This is a genomic window from Nocardiopsis sp. NPDC055879 (genome assembly GCF_053615935.1).
In genome coordinates this window covers 225,615-241,223 of sequence record NZ_JBSHCT010000007.1, presented here as the reverse complement: position 1 = coordinate 241,223, position 15,609 = coordinate 225,615, and the positions used below count along the sequence as shown (strand labels likewise).

The following is a 15,609-nucleotide window of genomic DNA, read 5'->3' as shown; positions in this document are numbered from 1 at the left end:
CCATTCACTCGGCATCTGCGTGGCTGATACCTACGGGCGCGGCCTCGGCCCCGTGTCGCGCCCCGCGGCTTTTCGCTCATCTTACTCCCGCGTAAGTTGAGTGTGGGCGGCGTGCGGCGAACTTTCACCGATGCCCGGCGACCCGGAAAACCGACATCGCAGGTGAGAAGGGCGTCGAGCGAGTCCCCAATACGTGAGACGAAGGGCCTGGAGTTCATGCGGTGGTGGCCACCGCGATCACCGAAAGAGACCTCAACGGCGCTCGTCCTCGTCCTCCCCGGCGTCGATCGACTGGTCGATCACATCCGCCTCGTTCGCCTCGATGAAGGCGTCCTGGGAGGTGTCCTCGAAAGGACGGCCCTCCTCGTCCGGACCCGCGGAGGTGCGCTGCTCGGCCGCGTCGGCCTCGGGAACGCCCACACTCGGGTCCTCGGCCTCGGCCTCGGCCTCGGGCGTCCGTCCGGTGTCTCGCTGCTCGGAAGATGCCACAGGGTCCTCCCCAACGTCGTCGACGGTACCGGCGACACTACCCGCCGCCACCGTGATCACGGGGGTACCGCGCGGAATGAACCGATGGGTCCGGTTGGTTGGGGGTGGTCAGGACGTCCCGTGGGGCGATGAGCGCCACTCGTCCCCGGGGTGGGAATGGAAAACCCCACCCGTTAGGTTGGGTATAAGTGAAAGCCGCTTCGCGCACCACCCCTCCCGCCGTGGACCCCTCGGTGCGGGTATGGGTGCGAGGCAACCCGAACAGACATGAGGAGTCACCGTGTCGCTGCCGCCGCTGGTCGAACCGGCTGCCGAGCTGACCGTGGACGAGGTGCGCCGTTACTCGCGTCACCTGATCATCCCGGACGTGGGGATGGACGGTCAGAAGCGCCTGAAGAACGCCAAGGTCCTCGTCGTCGGCGCGGGCGGCCTGGGCTCCCCCGCCCTGCTGTACCTCGCCGCCGCGGGGGTGGGAACGCTCGGCATCATCGACTTCGACGTCGTCGACGAGTCCAACCTCCAGCGCCAGGTCATCCATGGGCAGAGTGACATCGGCCGACCCAAGGCCGAGTCCGCCCGGGACAGCGTCAAGGAGGTGAACCCCGGGGTCGAGGTCATCCTGCACCAGGAGCGTCTGGAGTCGGACAACGCGCTGGACATCCTCGCCGGTTACGACCTGATCCTGGACGGCACCGACAACTTCGCCACCCGGTACCTGGTCAACGACGCCGCCGTCATCCTGAACAAGCCCTACGTGTGGGGTTCGATCTACCGCTTCGACGGTCAGGTCAGCGTCTTCTGGAACGAGTACGGGCCGCACTACCGCGACCTCTACCCCGAGCCGCCGCCGCCCGGAATGGTCCCCTCCTGCGCGGAGGGCGGCGTCCTGGGTGTGCTGTGCGCCTCCATCGGCTCGGTCATGGTCAACGAGGCCATCAAGCTGATCACCGGCATCGGTGAGCCGCTCGTGGGCCGTCTGCTCATCTTCGACGCCCTGGAGATGTCCTGGCGCGAGGTCAAGGTCCGCAAGGACCCCGAGACCGAGCCGGTCACCGAGCTCATCGACTACGAGGCGTTCTGCGGCGCGGTGTCCGAGGAGGCCACCGAGGCCGCCGTGGACTCCACCATCACCGCGCCGGAGCTCAAGGAGCTCCTCGACAACAAGCCCGACGAGATCTTCCTCGTGGACGTGCGCGAGAAGAACGAGTACGAGATCGTCAGCATCCCGGGCGCGACACTCATCCCCAAGGGCGAGTTCCTCAACGGCAAGGCCTTCGAGCAACTGCCCCAGGACAAGCGCGTCGTGCTGCACTGCAAGTCCGGTGTGCGTTCGGCCGAGGCGCTGGCCGCGGTCAAGGCCGCCGGCTTCGGTGACGCCGTGCACGTCGGCGGCGGGGTCCTGGCCTGGATCAACCAGGTCGACCCGAGCCTGCCCGCCTACTAGGTCGGGGTTCGAGGGTTCGCTCACGGGCGGTGCGGGGGACTTCCCCCGCACCGCCCGTACTCGTTCCCCGGGGAGTGACGGCCGCGGAACGGGTACAGGTCCCACACGGGTCGCGCGTCGACCACCGGCGCGCACCCCGTTGCCTGGAGGTGGCGTTATGCGTGTGAAGGGACGTTGGGCCGACTGGGCGGCGATCGCCCTCGGTTTGATGGTGGGGCTGAGCTGGGTCGCCCACGGGATGTACGGGTTCTCCGGAGGACTGTTCTTCATCCTGGGGCTGGGTGTCATCCTCGCCGCGACGATGTCGTTGACCCGCCCCGGCGCGTTGACCACCGAGATCGGCGTGATCGCAGGCGGGGCGGTGCTGTTCTCACTGCCGTGGTTGCTCGGGTTCACCCACATCCTCGGGGCCGCGCTGACCGCGTGGATCGGTGGCGGAGCCATCCTGATCCTGGGTGTCTACGGTCTGACCAAGGCCAGGGCCGCGCGCAGACGCGACCCCGAACTGGCTTGGGGCACCCACGACAACGTGGTTCCGGAGTAGCCGAATAGGCCGACCCTCCGGGTCCGGGAGCCGCTCCCCTCAGCGGGGGCGGCTCCGCGCCGTCCCAGGGGCGGCGACCGTGCCCTGCCCACGGCGCGAGACGGCCACACCGACCAGGCAGAGCGCCCCGCCGACCAGCGCGCCGGGGACGGGTGTCTCGCCCAGCAGCGCCCAGGACATGGCCACGACGAGGGTGGGCACCAGGTACGTGGTGGCGCCCAACCGGCCCGCGGGCATGCGTGACAGGGCGAAGGCCCAGGTGGTGAACGCCAGCGCGGTCGGGAACAACCCGAGGTAGACGACGGTCGCCGTGGCCCGCCAAGGCGCGACCGCGACTTCGGACGCCAGGGTCCCGATGAACGGCAGGCAGCACAGGGTGCCGACCAGGCAGGCGTAGGCGGTCACCTGAAGGGCGTCGGTGTGTCGAAGGGCCGGTTTCTGCGCGACCACGCCGATCGCGTAGCCGACCGCGGCCACCAGGCACAGCAGTACGCCCAGTGCGGAGGAACCCTCGTGTTCGGCGGTGGACAGGCCGATCACGGCCGCGCCACAGAACGCCACGAGGGTGCCCGCCACCAGGGGCCGCGGCAGCCCCTCCCCGAGCAGTCGGGCGCTGAGCAGGGCGATCAACACCGGTCCGAGGTTGACCACCAACGCCGCCGTGCCCGCGTCCACCTCCTGTTCGCCCTGGTTGAGGGCCACCATGTACACCCCGAACCAGAGCACGCCCGACCACAGGATGCCCGGCCAGGCCGCGCGCGGTGGCCGCCCCCGGCGGGTGAGGAGCACGATCGGCAGCAGGGCGAGGCAGGCGACGGCCAACCGGCCCAGGGCGAGGGAACCGGGGGAGAAGTGTTCGCCCGCCGCGCGGATGGCGACGAACGCCGAGGCCCACAGGACGACGGTGGTGCCGGCCGCGACGAGCGCGGCCCGGGAACGGGACTGATCAGAGTTTTTCGGGTGGGGCAGACCCCGGGCTTCAGCCCTGGGGATAGCTGTCTTTCCGCGAACGGGATCATTGAACAGCCCTTTGCCATACGATGGGTTACGCGACCGTCACTCCGCGCTCGATCTGCGGCATCACCTTCCAACGAGCCCGGCACGCGCTCTGGCACCCCACGCACCGTGGCCGCGTCCTGGGGGCTGTGCCGAGGAACGGCTGAAGGAGATCTCGCGCGAGGAATTTCGGCACCTGCAAGTCCCGCCTGCCGGCCCTGTGGACCAACGGCTACTTCGTGGCCACCGTCGGAGGCGCCCCGCTGGAAGCGATCGAGCGGTACGTGCACAACCAGAAGAGCCGCTGAGAGGGGGTGTTCCACGATGTTGTCGGGTCGTCGTTACCGGCTTGCTCTGACCGATGCGCAGGAGGCGATGTGCACCGAGTTCGGTGACATCTGCCGGGCGGTGTGGAACACCGCCCTGGACCAGCGCCGCCAGTACGTCGACCGCTACACCCGGGGCCGACAGGGTCCTTTCTGTGGGTACCACCTTCAGGCCGGGCAGTTGGCCGAGGCCAAGACGGAAGAGGCCTGGCTGAAGGCGGCCCCCTCGCATGTGCTCCAGCAGACGTTGCAGGACCTGGACCGGGCATGCCACCAGAAGGGCACCTTCAACGTGCGGTGGCGGGCCAAGTACCGGTGGAGCCCGTCGTTCCGTTTCCCCGCCGGGAACCTCATCGTGGTGGAGAAGCTGAACCGCAAGTGGTCGCGGGCCAAGTTGCCCAAGCTCGGGTGGGTGCGGCTGCGCTCCTCCCGCCCCCTCGGCGGCACGATCCGCTCGGCGACCGTATCTCGCAAGGGCGGGCACTGGTTCATATCGTTCCTCGTCGAAGACGGGCTGTTCACCCCCGAGCACCATCCGGGCACCCCGGTGGGGGTGGACCGGGGTGTGGCTGTGGCGGCCACGTTGTCCACCGGCGCGTTCCATGACCGCCCCTACGTCACACCTGGGGAGAAGACCCGGTACCTACGTCTTCAGCGCAAGCTCGCTCGGAAGAAGAAGGGGTCGATCAACCGGGCCAAGATGTTGAAGGCCATGGGGCGGATCACCACCCGTGCGGTGGACCGGCGCACCGACTTCTGCGCACAGCTCGCCCGCACACTGACCATCCGGCACAACGTGGTGGTGTTGGAGGGGTTGCGCACCACCGACATGACCGCCTCCGCCAAGGGAACCGTCGAGGTACCCGGAAAGCAGGTGCGTCAAAAGTCCGGACTGAACCGGGCCATCCTGGACAAGGGGTGGCACCGGCTCGAACTCGCGCTGCGCAACGCCGCCCGCAAGACCGGCACGCGGATCGTGCTGGTCGACCCCGCTTACATCTCGCAGACGTGTTATCGGTGCAAGGTGGTGGACGCCCACTCGCGCAAGAGCCAAGCCGAGTTCGTGTGCACCTCTTGTGGCCACACCGATCACGCCGATGTGAACGCGGCCAAGAACATCCTCAGCGCCGCAGGGCATGCGGTGTCAGCCTGCGGAGACCTCGGGGTTACCCGGTCCGTGAAGCAGGAACCAGCGCCCCCGCGAGGGCAGGCGCACCGACCGGCGTTATCGCTGGTTGGAATCCCCCGGCTTTAGGTGTGGGGAGGAAGTCAACGGTCATGCGCCGAACCCTAGGACGCGGACGCTTCGGCGCCGGCTGAAACATCCAACCCCAACAGGTCGGCCAGGTCGCGTACGCCCTGGTCGGTCACCCGCAACGCTCGGCCGCCCCCGATCCGCACGCACCAACCGGCGGCCAAGACGTGTGAGAGCAGGGCCGCGCCCGCCACCCCGGCCAGGTGTGGTCGGCGTTCCGTCCAGTCCAGGCAGGGACGGGCCAAGGGGCGGCGTCCCCCGTTTCGCAGGTCGATTCCGAGGTCGGAGAACCAGGCCGATCCGGCGTCGGTGAGCGCGAACCCGGTCTCCTGGTCGAGGAGGCCGCGCTCGGACATCGCTCGGGTGACGTCCACACCGAGGGCCCCGGCGAGGTGGTCGTAACAGGTGCGGGCACGGGACAGCGCCCGTCGTCGGGCGCTCTGCGCCAACGAACGCACCGGCCGACGTTCCGGGGCGATGTGGCCCGCCATGGTCTCCACCAGGTGGGCGGTCTCCGGACCGGACAGCCGTACGTACCTGTGCCGACCCTGCCGGACCTCCGTGAGCAGGCCGCCCTCGACCAGCCGGTTCAGGTGTTCGCTCGCGGTGGAGGCGGACACCCCGGCGTGCCGGGCGAGTTCGCCGGATGTCCACGCCCGATCGTCCAGGAGCGCCAGGCACATCGTCGCCCGGGTGGGATCGGCGAGCAGGGCGGCCAGCGCCGCCAGATGGGGGCCGTCGGTTTCGAGCATGTCTTCAGGATGCCCCGACGACGTTTCGGCGCACGCCGAAGTGGAGGGGTGCGGGTACCGGTGAGCCTGTCGGTGGGGGTGGTTAGGCTCACGTCCATGACCGAAGCGTTGCCCGAAGAGGATGGACCCGACGAGTACACCGAGGACGTCCTGTCGGTGGTGGAACGGATTCCCACGGGACAGGTGATGAGCTACGGCGACATCGCCGAGTACGTGGGCCGGGGCGGACCCCGGCAGGTGGGGGCGGTCATGTCCCGATGGGGAGGGGGAGTGCCCTGGTGGCGGGTGGTGCGCTCGGACGGACGGCCCGCCTCGGGGCACGAGGTGCGTGCCCTGTCCCACTACGCCGGGGAGGGCACCCCGATGCGCCCCGGAAGCGACCGGGTGGACATGGTTCAAGCCCGTTGGGACGGGCGGACCAGGGGCTGAGGACGTACCCGACTCTTCCCGGGGCGTCCGGGATGGTCGTTTCCCTCTGGTGAACTGGTGAGGTGAACACATCCCCGTACCGTCTCGTGCGGCGCGCCCATCAGGCGACGCCGCCGCCGGTGCTGGACGAGAACCAGCAGAGCGTGGTCGACCACCCCGGTGGTCCCCTCCTCGTGCTCGCGGGCCCGGGGACCGGAAAGACCACCACCATCGTCGAGGCCGTCGTCGACCGCATCGACCACCGTGGCGTGGATCCCTCCCGGATCTTGGTGCTCACCTTCAGCCGTAAGGCCGCCCAGGAACTACGCGAACGCATCACCGGTCGGCTGCGCCGCACCACTCGCGAGCCCCTGGCACTCACCTTCCACAGCTACGCCTACTCGCTGATCCGCCGCGAGTTCCAGCGCATGGGCGACCTCGCGCCCCGGCTCCTGTCCGGGCCCGAACAGCTCATGGAGGTCCGTGAACTCCTGCGGTGGGAACTCGCCGACGGTGGGGAGGCCTGGCCGGAACGGCTCCGGCCCGCCCTGGAGACGCGCGGTTTCGCCGAGGAGCTGCGCGACTTCCTGATGCGCGCGCAGGAACGTGGGCTGGGCCCCGAGTCGCTGACGGCGATGGCCACCGACCGCGACCGCGACGACTGGGCCTCGGCCGCAGGGTTCCTGTCCCGTATGAACGGCCGCTTCGACATCGCCCCCGTGCCCACGCTCAACTACGCCGAGCTGGTGCGCGTCGCCGCGAACATGCTCTCCGACCCCGAGGTGCAGGAGCGGGAACGTTCCGCTCACGAGGTGGTCTTCGTCGACGAGTACCAGGACACCGACCCGGCCCAGGAGGAGCTGTTGCGCGCCCTGGCCGGGGACGGGCGAGACCTGATCGCGGTCGGCGACCCCGACCAGTCCATCTACGGGTTCCGCGGCGCCGAGGTGCACAACATCCTGGAGTTCCCGAGCCGCTTCCCCACGTTGCAACGTGAGGACGCCCCGGTCGTGGCGCTGCGGACCTGTCGCCGCAGCGGGGCCGCCCTGCTGGCGGCCTCCCGCGGGTTGACCCGGAGGCTGCCCGCCGTGGCCTCCGCGCGCGGGCAGGTCAACGCCCACCGCGACCTCACCCCCGCGGAGGGGATCCCCGACGGCGAGGTGCACCTGCTGATGGCGGACAGCGCCACCCAGGAGGCCGCGGTCATCGCCGACACCCTGCGCCGGGCCCACCTGATCGACGGGGTCCCGTGGTCGGACATGGCGGTGCTGGTGCGCTCCTCCAGTCGACAACTGCCGGTGCTCCGCCGTGCCCTCACCGCCGCCTCGGTGCCGGTCGTGGTGGGCTCGGACGAACTTCCGGTGGCGGCCGAACCCCTGGTCCGTCCCCTGCTCGGCCTCATCCGGTACGGGCTGCGCCCGGAGGAACTGGATGACGAGGCCGCCCGCGAACTCCTGATGAGCGCCTTCGGTGAGGCCGACTCCGTCCGGTTGCGCCGGCTGGTGCGGGCCCTGCGCCGACTCGACCTGGACCGGGTCCGGTCCGCCCGGGAGAACGCGACCACAGACGGCGTCACCGAGGACGCCGCCGGTGAGGGCGAGGGGAGGGACGACCAGGACATCGGGTACCGCTCCTCCGCCCGGCTGCTGGTCGAAGCCCTGCGCGATCCACGGGAACTCACCCTGGTCGACCCCGAGATCGCCGCGCCCGCCACCCGGGTCGCCAAGGCGCTGCGCACCGTGCGTGACCTGAACGCCAAGGGCGCCGACGCCGAACAGGTCCTGTGGGAACTGTGGCGCGACAGCGGGCTCGCCGACCGACTGCTGCGAGCCAGCCAGGCCGGAGGCCGCCGCGGCGCCGCCGCCGACCGCGACCTGGACGCCGTGGTCGCCCTGTTCGAGAGCGTGGCCCGCTACTGTGACCGCCTCCCGCCGGGAACCCCCGACGGGTTCCTGGAGGACCTGGCCGCCCAGGAGATCCCCGGCGACAGCCTCGCCGAGCGTGCCCCCGAGGGCGAGGCGGTGCGCATCCTCACCGCGCACCGGTCCAAGGGGCTGGAATGGGGTCTGGTCGTGGTGGCCGGAGCCCAGGAGGGGGAGTGGCCCGACCTGCGGCTTCGCGGTTCCCTCCTCGGTGTGGAGGAGCTGGTCGACGCCCAGAGCCACTCGGCGGACTCCTACGGGGCCGCCCTGGCCTCCAAACTCCTGGACGAGGAACGCCGACTCTTCTACGTGGCGCTCACCCGCGCCCGCCGCACCCTCTACGTCACCTGTGTGGGCGGTGACGACGCCGAGGAACGTCCCTCGCGCTTCCTGACCGAGATCGGACTGGGCGACCCCGAACCGATCAGCACCGGGCGGCGATGGCTGTCCCTGCCCGCCCTGGTCGCGGACCTGCGTTCGGTGGTCACCGACCCCGAGGCTCCGGGGCCGCTTCGGCAGGCCTCCGCCGCCCACCTGGCCCGCCTGGCCGAGGAGGGTGTGCGCGGCGCCGACCCCGCCGAGTGGTACGCCCTCACCCCCTTCAGCGACGACCGACCCCTCTCCGAGCCGGAGGACACCATCCGGGTGTCGCCCTCTCAGGTGGAGAGCTTCACCAACTGTCAACTGCGCTGGCTGCTGGAACGCGCCGCCGGCGCCTCCTCCGGCGATTCCGCCTCCGCGCTCGGCACCGTCGTGCACGCCGTGGCCGTCCTGGTCGCCCAGGGCGGCAGCGCGGAGGAGGTCGGCGAACGCATGGACGAGATCTGGTCCGACCTGGACTTCGGCGGACCATGGCAGTCCGACAAACAGCGTGAGCGCGCCGACGAGATGGTCCGCAAGCTCATCGACTGGGACACCGGCAACGATCGCGAACTGGTCGTCACCGAGGAGGGCTTCAAGGTGGACGTGGGCGGCATCGAGATCACCGGTCGTGTCGACCGACTCGAACGCGACGACCAGGGCCGCGCCGTGGTCGTCGACATCAAGACCGGCGGTACCAAGGCCGATGACCTGGCCCGCCACCCCCAGTTGGGCGTGTACCAGATGGCCGTGCTCAAGGGAGCCTTCGCCAAGCTCGGCCTGGCCGAGCCGGGGGGCGCCACGCTCGTGCAGGTCGGCAAGGCCGCGCTCAGCAAGAAGGCGCGCGAACAGGCCCAGTCTCCCCTGGGCGAGGACCCCGACCCCGGGTGGGCGCAGACCCTCGTGCGCGAGGTCGCCACCGGCATGGGCGGGTCCCGGTTCACCGCCACCCGAAACACCGGATGCAACTCGTGCGCCGTGCGCGCCTGTTGCCCGGTCCAGGACGAGGGCAGACATGTCTGAACCCACACCCGCCCCCGAGACCCCCGCCCCCGATACCCCGCCCCCGACCCCGAGATTCGACCCCGCCGAACTCGCCCGGCTCCTCAAGCGTCCCGAACCCACCGTCGAACAGGCACGGGTCATCTCCGCGCCCCTGGAACCGGGGGTGGTGATCGCCGGCGCCGGATCCGGCAAGAGCGAGACCATGGCGGCCCGGGTGGTCTGGCTGGTCGCCAACGGACACGTGCGACCCGAACAGGTGCTCGGTCTGACCTTCACCCGCAAGGCCACCGCCGAGCTCGCCGAACGCGTGCGCAAGCGTCTGGAACAGTTGCGCGCCACCGAACTCTTCCCCGAGGAACCGTTGGACGGCGAACCCACGGTCTCCACCTACAACTCCTACGCGGGCCGGATCGTGGCCGACCACGCCCTGCGCGAGGCGGTCGAGCCCACCTCCCGACTGCTCAGCGAAGGTCAGTCCTGGCAACTGGCGGCCCGGATCGTGGGCGAGTACGACGGTCCCATGGGGCACATCAACGTCGGAGCGGACACCGTCACCCGCCGGGTCCTGGACCTGTCCGGGCAGATCGCCGACCACCTCACCAGCACCGACCAGGTGCGCGGGGTGGGCCGGTGGATCCAGGCGGGCGTGGACGCCATGCGGCGCAAGCCCACCCAACCCACCAAGGACCTGGTGGACGCCCAGCGGCGCCGCGAGGAGCTGCTTCCGCTGATCGACCGCTACAACGACGCCAAACGTGGTCGGGAGGCGATGGACTTCGGCGACCAGATGGCCCTGGCCGCGCGCATCGCCCTCAACCACCCCGAGGTGGGGCTGATCGAACGCGGCCGCTACCGCGTGGTGCTGCTCGACGAGTACCAGGACACCAGCCACGCCCAGTTGGCGTTGCTGCGCGCCCTGTTCGGCGAGGGCCATCCGGTGACCGCGGTCGGCGACCCCTGCCAGTCCATCTACGGATGGCGGGGCGCGATCGCCGCCAACCTCACCGGCTTTCCCACCGACTTCCCCGTCGCTCCGGGGCGACCGGCCCCGGTGCGACGCCTGTCGGTGAGCTTCCGCAACGGCCAACGCGTACTGGACGTGGCCGAGCGCGTCTCCGACGAACTGCGCGCCGAGGCCGCCGACGTGCCCGTCCTGTATCCGGGACCCGCCCGACGTGGCCGCGGCACCGCCATGGCCGCGCTGTTCGCCACGGAGACCGAGGAGGCGGCGTGGATCGCCGACCAGGTGCGCCGCCTGGTCCACGCCACCGCCGACGACTCGGGGGGCCCGGTGTTCGCCCCGGACGGTCGGGCTTGGCCGGAGGGGGAGTCCGGTGGGGCCTCCGATGGCGCCGTCGGCCCCGGTGACATCGCGATCCTGTGCCGCAAACGTTCGCAGTTCCCGCCGCTGCGGGAGGCGCTGGAGGCCCACGACATCCCGGTGGAGGTCGTCGGCCTGGGCGGACTCATGATGGTGCCCGAGGTCCGCGACATCATCGCCACCCTGAGGGTCGTCCACGACGCCTCCGCCGGTAACGAACTCGCACGCCTGCTCACCGGTCCCCGCTGGCGGTTGGGCCCGCGTGACCTGGCCGCCCTGGGTTCCCGCGCCGCCGAACTCGCCCGGCACACCAGGCGTGACCTGACCACCTCCGGCCCCGACCAAGAGGACGAGCCCGACGAGGACCTACTGCGCCGCACCGTCCTGGACCTGACCGCCGAGAGCGGCAGCCTCGTGGACGCCGTCGACGATCCCGGACCGGCCGAGAACTACTCCGAGACCGCCTACGAACGCCTGGGCCGACTGGCCGAGGAACTGCGCGGACTGCGCAAGCTCCTCGGCCAGCCCCTGCCCGACCTCATCACCGAGATCGAACGCATGCTCGGGCTGGACATCGAGGTGGGGGCGCGCATCCACCGCGACCCCCTGTCGGCCCGCGCCGACCTCGACGCCTTCGTCGACCACGCCGTGCGCTTCGTCGGCAACACCGAGGACCCCACCCTGGGCGGCTTCCTCGGCTACCTCAACGCCGCCGAGGAGAACGAGAGCGCGCTCAGCCCCGGAGAGCGGGTGGGTGGTTCCGACAGCGTCAAGCTGATGACCATGCACGGCGCCAAGGGTCTGGAGTGGCCGGTGGTGTTCGTGCCCGGGGTCAGCGCCGGCAAGCGCGCGCCGTTGTTCCCCGCCAAGGCCCGCGACTCCCTGGCCTGGGTCAAGGCCGACCACTTGCTGCCGTATCCGCTGCGCGGCGACAGGGCGAGCCTGCCCGCCCTGCGTGGGGTGGAGAAGGAGGACATCGCCGAGTTCAAGGCGGCGGAGGAGGCCCGCCACCTGATGGAGGAACGGCGGCTGGCCTACGTCGCGGTCACTCGTGCCTCCTACGCGTTGGTCTGCACCGGCCACTGGTGGGGGCGGACCGGAAGCACCCCGCGCGGGCCGTCGATGTTCCTGGAGGAGATCCGCGAGGCCTGCGAGGGGGGCGCCGGGTCCGTGGTGGCCTGGGCGCCGCCACCCGACCCGGAGGACACCAACCCGCACGACGAGGAGGAGCCCTCGGCGGTGTGGCCGCCGCGGGAACCGTCCGTGACGGAGCCGGTCATCGAGTCCGAACCCTTCCCGGTGCCCACCGTGGCGCAGGGGATCGCACCCGACCTCGTCGGTCCCGAACCGGAGTTCGAGTACGAGCCGGAGTACGACCCCGAATACGACGACGCTTTCGTGGCCGACCACGACCCGGGTTCCGCGCCCGTGCCCGAACCCGTGTCCGAGCCTCGGGCGGACGGCCGCCGTGAACAGATCCTGGCCGGAGCCGACCTGGTGGAACAGGCCAGGGCCAGGCTGCGGGTCGGGGAGTCCGCGCTACCGAAGAAGACCCCCGACGCGCTGCGCAAACGGCTCCACGGTTGGGAACGCGACACCGAACTGCTGCTCGCCCACCGGGAGCGCGCCGTCATCGGGTCGGGGGAGGGGCCGGTCGAGGTGGAACTGCCCGATCACCTGTCGGTGTCCTCCATGGTGTGGCTGGCCAGGGACCCCTCCGCGCTGGCCCGGCAGATCCGCCGGCCGCTGCCCCGGCCGCCGGCCCCGCACACCCGGCGCGGTACCGCCTTCCACTCCTGGCTGGAACAGCGCTTCGGGCAGAACGCCACCCTGCTCGACGAACTGCCCGGGGCCGCCGACGAGACCGCGGGGGAGGACGAGGACCTCGCCGAACTCCAGCGGATGTTCGAGGAGAGCGAGTGGGGCCGGCGGGTTCCGCTGGAGGTGGAGGTGCCGTTCGAGACGGTCATCGGCGACCGGCTCATTCGAGGCCGTATGGACGCGGTCTTCCACGACTCCGAGACCGGTACCTACGACGTGGTCGACTGGAAGACCGGCCGCCCACCCGGCAACTCGGAGGAACGACGGGCCGCGGGGGTGCAGTTGGCCGCCTACCGGCTGGCCTGGGCCGACCTGGTCGGGGCCGGATCCGACCAGGTGCGGGCCGCCTTCCACTACGTGCGCGCGAACGAGACCGTGCGCCCCGTGGACCTGCTCGACGCCGAGGGCCTGGCCGCGTTGTTCACCCGCCTGCCCGAACCCGACTGACGGGCCGCGCGCGGCCCGTCAGTCGGGTTCGGGCGGCGACCGCCGTCCGCCCGAGACGTCGCCGTCCTACTGAGGCGCCTGGTCGACCTGGATGTCCCAGTCGACGTTGGAGCCGTCGACCGAGGAGGTCGTGATGGTCACGCCGTAGGTGTCGGTGCCGTCCACGAGTTCACAGCGGATCTCGGCGCCGACCTGCGCGGGAAGGTCCTCGGAGCAGGTGAAGGAGTCGGGGGTCTGGCCGACGACCTCCGCCAGCTCGGCGGAGGACTGCTCGGCGACCTCGGCGGCGGGGACGGTTTCACCGCTCGCCTGACCGCCCTCGCCCCCGGTGGTGCCGCCCTCTTCCCCCGTCGTCTCGTCCGCGGTGTTCCCGGGGTCGGGGGCGGACCCGTCGGTGGTTTCGTCGTCGACCACGATGTCCCACTCGACGTCGTTGCCCTCGACGGAGGTGACGGTGACGGTCACGCCGTAGGTGACGCCGTCGTCCACGAGCTCACAGCGGATCTCGGAGCCCACCTCCGCGGGAAGGTCGTCGGCGCACGTGACCTCGTCGGGGATCTGGCCGACCTCCTCGGCGAGCATCCGGGCCGACTGTTCGGCGACGTCGTCGGCGGGAACGGCGCCCGGTCCACCGAAGCTGAACGAGCACCCGGCCAAGAGCAGGGGCAAGGCGCCCAGAGCCGCTCCGGCGATGATCCGATCACTGCTGAACTGCCGCATCGTGTCCTCCTTGGTTCTTTCGAGATGGGCCATGTGAATCGACCCGAGAACCAGGGCCCTGGTTCCTGACCTGGGCGTTTCGATGCGAGTTCGTGTTCTTGCGTTCCGTGTCCGACCGATCACTCCTGCCCGTGGAAGGTCGGCCGCGCGAGCGGTGCGCGAGCACGCGGAGCGGCGGTGCCGGGAAGAGGCCACCGCCGCTCTCGTCGTCTGTTCAGACCACGCCGAAGACGAATCCGCCGGGTGAGTCGATGTCGTCGCCGAACAGGTACAGACGGGCGGAGAGCACGAACTCCTCGCGGCTGATGTCGCCGTCCCCGTCGGTGTCCACGTGCGCGAACCGGGTGCGGGCGCCCGCCTCCTCGGCGCCCAGGGTCTTCGCGTAGACCAGGAACTCGGCCTCACTGATCCGGCCGTCCCCGTCGGCGTCCAGCAGGTCGAAGACGGCTTCCGCCACGGCCTCGGCCGCGTTGGAGCGGCTGCGGTCCTCCGAAGCGGCGTGCATGGCGCCCACGAACGAGTCCCGGTCCAGTCCACCGGTCTGATCCCCGGAGAGATCGACCAACTTGCGCCACAGGGACTCGTAGGTGACCTGGATCGCCCGGGCCCGCTCCTCGTCGGCCGCCAACCCGTAACCGGTAACGTAACGGTCCACGAGTCGTTGATAGTCGTCCCAGGTCACGGCCTTGTCGTCGTCGGTGTCCAGAACGTCGAACAGGTCGCTGAACCTGGCGGCGATACGGGGGTTGGTGCTCACGTGGTCCTCCTTCGAGATCGAGGGCGGGCCTTCCCGCCCCCTGTCGTCAGAGTGCCACGGGCTCCGAGTGGTTCCCCGTACTCAGGTGACGAGCAGGTCGTCGATCTGCCCCATCGCCGCGCTCATGCCCTCGTCCATGCCCATCTCGACCATCCGTTCCATGGCCTCGATGGACTCGAAGGTCGAGCGCAGGACCATGCGGGTACCGCCGCCGTGTTCGGCGATCTCCAGGCGCATGGTGACCGTCGGCATGCCCCCGGCGTCGCCCGGCACCTCGCCGAACCCGTCCAGGAACTCCAACGTGGTCGGTGGTTCCACCGACCGAACGCGCCACCAGCCGGAGTGCCGGTCACCGGTCGGGCCCGTCATGTAATAGGTGACGTCACCCCCGGGGGTGAGCTCGTGCCTTTCCACGGTCGCGGGGTAGGTCGGCGGTCCCCACCACCTCTCCAACCGGCGCGGGTCCGCCCACAACTCCCACACCCGTTCCACACCGACGGGGAAGTCGCAGACCAGGGTGATCGTACGGTTCTCGAAATCCTTGTCGACGCTGGTGACGCTCATCGGCTCGGTTCCTCTCGCGGTCGCGTTCAGGTGCCGGATGCCTCGGTCTCGTCCCCATCCTCGTTCTCGTCGGGGTCCCGGGGATTCTCGGTGACCAGCAGGGCCACGCGATCCACGCGTCCGCGCCAAAGGTCCTCGATCCGGTCGAGGGCGGCGCGGGCGTGGTGCAGGGCCTCGGGTTCGGTGCGAACGAGCTGTTCCCGGCCGCGACGTTCCTTGACGACCAGGCCTGCCCGCTCCAGCACCGCGACGTGTTTCTGTACCGCGGCGAAACTCATCGGGTAGTCCTCGGCCAACCTGGACACCGACAGGCGACCCTCCACGGAACGGTGAAGGATGTCACGGCGGGTGGCGTCGGACAGCGCGTGGAACAGCCGGTCCACGTGTTCGTTCTCACCGGTCACAACAAATACAACCATTTGGTTGTAGGTTAGTGTGTCATGTCGTGTACGTCCAGGTCCTAAGGTCGAATTCGACA

General features: G+C 70.3%; 13 protein-coding genes and 1 pseudogene. 7 read left to right on the top strand and 7 right to left on the bottom strand.

The genetic code is table 11. The features are described 5' to 3' along the window. Positions 1-252: 252 nt before the first annotated feature. Positions 253-489: a hypothetical protein gene (locus tag ACWGKS_RS10675; protein ID WP_358513577.1), complete on the bottom strand. Its 237-nt coding sequence runs from the start codon at positions 487-489 to the stop codon at positions 253-255. A gap of 280 nt (positions 490-769) precedes the next feature. Here ACWGKS_RS10675 and moeZ point away from each other — a divergent pair, with 280 nt between their 5' ends. Then, a complete protein-coding gene (moeZ, locus tag ACWGKS_RS10670; RefSeq protein WP_358513575.1) occupies positions 770-1,933 on the top strand; it encodes an adenylyltransferase/sulfurtransferase MoeZ in 1,164 nt (387 codons plus the stop codon). A gap of 157 nt (positions 1,934-2,090) precedes the next feature. After that, on the top strand, positions 2,091-2,477 hold the full coding sequence (locus tag ACWGKS_RS10665; RefSeq protein WP_358513573.1) for a hypothetical protein: 387 nt from the start codon (positions 2,091-2,093) through the stop codon (positions 2,475-2,477). A gap of 39 nt (positions 2,478-2,516) precedes the next feature. Here ACWGKS_RS10665 and ACWGKS_RS10660 read toward each other — a convergent pair whose 3' ends face one another. Next, complete coding sequence (locus tag ACWGKS_RS10660) at positions 2,517-3,374, bottom strand: DMT family transporter (protein ID WP_452522456.1); 858 nt, start codon at positions 3,372-3,374, stop codon at positions 2,517-2,519. A gap of 296 nt (positions 3,375-3,670) precedes the next feature. Between ACWGKS_RS10660 and ACWGKS_RS10655 the strand changes: the two are divergent. Next, a pseudogene (locus tag ACWGKS_RS10655) lies at positions 3,671-3,781 on the top strand (transposase); the annotation flags it as partial. A gap of 16 nt (positions 3,782-3,797) precedes the next feature. Then, positions 3,798-5,054 (top strand): RNA-guided endonuclease InsQ/TnpB family protein, encoded by a 1,257-nt coding sequence (locus ACWGKS_RS10650; protein WP_452522435.1) that lies wholly within the window; start codon positions 3,798-3,800, stop codon positions 5,052-5,054. Positions 5,055-5,089: 35 nt separating this feature from the next. Here ACWGKS_RS10650 and ACWGKS_RS10645 read toward each other — a convergent pair whose 3' ends face one another. Then, on the bottom strand, positions 5,090-5,806 hold the full coding sequence (locus ACWGKS_RS10645; protein WP_358503501.1) for an ArsR/SmtB family transcription factor: 717 nt from the start codon (positions 5,804-5,806) through the stop codon (positions 5,090-5,092). A gap of 96 nt (positions 5,807-5,902) precedes the next feature. Between ACWGKS_RS10645 and ACWGKS_RS10640 the strand changes: the two genes are divergently transcribed. From ACWGKS_RS10640 to ACWGKS_RS10630, 3 genes are all read left to right on the top strand, one after another. Then, complete coding sequence (locus ACWGKS_RS10640; RefSeq protein WP_358503497.1) at positions 5,903-6,235, top strand: MGMT family protein; 333 nt, start codon at positions 5,903-5,905, stop codon at positions 6,233-6,235. An 86-nt stretch (positions 6,236-6,321) separates the two neighbouring features. Further along, positions 6,322-9,519, top strand: coding sequence for an ATP-dependent helicase (locus tag ACWGKS_RS10635; RefSeq protein WP_358503521.1), 3,198 nt, complete (start codon positions 6,322-6,324; stop codon positions 9,517-9,519). Continuing rightward, on the top strand, positions 9,512-13,090 hold the full coding sequence (locus ACWGKS_RS10630; RefSeq protein ID WP_452522432.1) for an ATP-dependent helicase: 3,579 nt from the start codon (positions 9,512-9,514) through the stop codon (positions 13,088-13,090). Before ACWGKS_RS10635 ends, ACWGKS_RS10630 begins: the two co-directional genes overlap by 8 nt. A gap of 66 nt (positions 13,091-13,156) precedes the next feature. On the opposite strand, the gene ACWGKS_RS10625 is transcribed toward ACWGKS_RS10630, so the two are convergent. The 4 genes from ACWGKS_RS10625 to ACWGKS_RS10610 all read right to left on the bottom strand — a co-directional run bounded on the left by ACWGKS_RS10625 (position 13,157) and on the right by ACWGKS_RS10610 (position 15,550). Next, positions 13,157-13,810: a DUF4333 domain-containing protein gene (locus tag ACWGKS_RS10625; protein ID WP_358503491.1), complete on the bottom strand. Its 654-nt coding sequence runs from the start codon at positions 13,808-13,810 to the stop codon at positions 13,157-13,159. Positions 13,811-14,024: 214 nt separating this feature from the next. Next, positions 14,025-14,567, bottom strand: a complete 543-nt coding sequence (locus ACWGKS_RS10620) for an EF-hand domain-containing protein (protein ID WP_358503488.1) — start codon at positions 14,565-14,567, stop codon at positions 14,025-14,027. Between the two features lie 81 nt (positions 14,568-14,648). Continuing rightward, positions 14,649-15,131 (bottom strand): SRPBCC family protein, encoded by a 483-nt coding sequence (locus ACWGKS_RS10615; protein WP_452522430.1) that lies wholly within the window; start codon positions 15,129-15,131, stop codon positions 14,649-14,651. 26 nt (positions 15,132-15,157) lie between these two features. After that, positions 15,158-15,550 carry an ArsR/SmtB family transcription factor gene (locus ACWGKS_RS10610; protein WP_452522428.1) on the bottom strand — a complete coding sequence of 131 codons (393 nt, stop codon included), beginning with the start codon at positions 15,548-15,550 and terminating at the stop codon, positions 15,158-15,160. Positions 15,551-15,609: the final 59 nt, after the last annotated feature.